The following is a 1098-nucleotide window of genomic DNA, read 5'->3' as shown; positions in this document are numbered from 1 at the left end:
AGGGCACGTATTCGGTCGTGATCAATGGGTTCGAGTGAGGTCCTTGATCCAGATCATCGCGCCACGGAGGTGGAGGCCGGCGAGGTAGCTTTCCGGGGTCTTGTCATACCGGGTGGCGATGCCTCGCCAGGCCTTCAGCTTGTTGATCAGGCGCTCGACGGTGTTGCGCTCCTTGTAGAGCTCGGCGTCGTGGCTGACGGGACGGCCGCCCTGGCGGCCCTTCTTCTTCCGGTTGGCGCTCTGGTCCTTCTTCTCCGGGATGACCGCCTTGATATGGCGCTTGCGCAGGTGGGCGCGGTTGCCGCGTGACGAATAGGCCTTGTCTCCGGCTACCGCGTCCGGCCGGGTGCGGGGACGGCCGACGGGCCCGCGGACCCGGACCTTCTTCAGCACGGGGATGAACTGCGGGCTGTCCGCGGCCTGGCCCTCGGTCAGGATGAGAGCCAGCGGGCGGCACTTTCGGTCGCCAGCGCAATGGACCTTGCTGGTCTGCCCACCCCTGGAGCGTCCGAGCAGGGCGGCCTTCAGCCGGAGCCCGCGCCGACGCCGGATGCGTCGACGTTCTTCCCGTTTCGCGTCGCATGGGGCGTCCCGCCCGTCTTGTTCCTTCGGGCCTCCCCCTTTTGTCGAGCCTTCTCCGCCTCCTCGGCGGCCTTCTCCAGGGCGGCCATGGTGTCGGAGTCGAGGTGCATCCCGGCGGCGTCGTGGTGGGCCCGCACGGTGGTGGAGTCCACGCTGACCAGGGACAAGTCCACATCGCCGCGTCTCGCGGCTTCCGTGATCAGGCCCTCCATCAGGGCTTCGAAGACGCCGGCATCCCTCCACTGCCGGAACCGGTTGGAGACGGTCGACCACGCCCCGAACTCCGTCGGCATCTCCCGCCATTGCCCGCCCGTCCGGAATCGCCAGATCACGCCCTCAAACTGCTGTCGCAGCCGCTCCGGGTACGGGCCGTACTCGCCGATCGGCAAGTACGGCTCGATCAACACCCACTCCGCATCTGTCAGTTGCGCTCGCGTCACACACCACGGTCTACCGGATCAGGACCCGCCGCGAAGGTGAATCGCCAAGATTGATCACGACCGAATACGTGCCCTA

The 1098-nt window shown here is 67.1% G+C and carries 1 pseudogene; it reads right to left on the bottom strand.

Going from position 1 to position 1098, the window contains the following annotated elements:
- Window positions 1-21: 21 nt before the first annotated feature.
- A pseudogene (locus tag ABZ497_RS36865) lies at window positions 22-1022 on the bottom strand (IS5 family transposase).
- Window positions 1023-1098 lie beyond the last annotated feature (76 nt).

It is taken from the genome of Kitasatospora sp. NPDC005751 (assembly GCF_040630835.1).
In the GTDB taxonomy this organism is placed as follows: Bacteria; Actinomycetota; Actinomycetes; order Streptomycetales; family Streptomycetaceae; genus Kitasatospora.
This window is presented reverse-complemented; position numbering and strand designations above follow the sequence as displayed.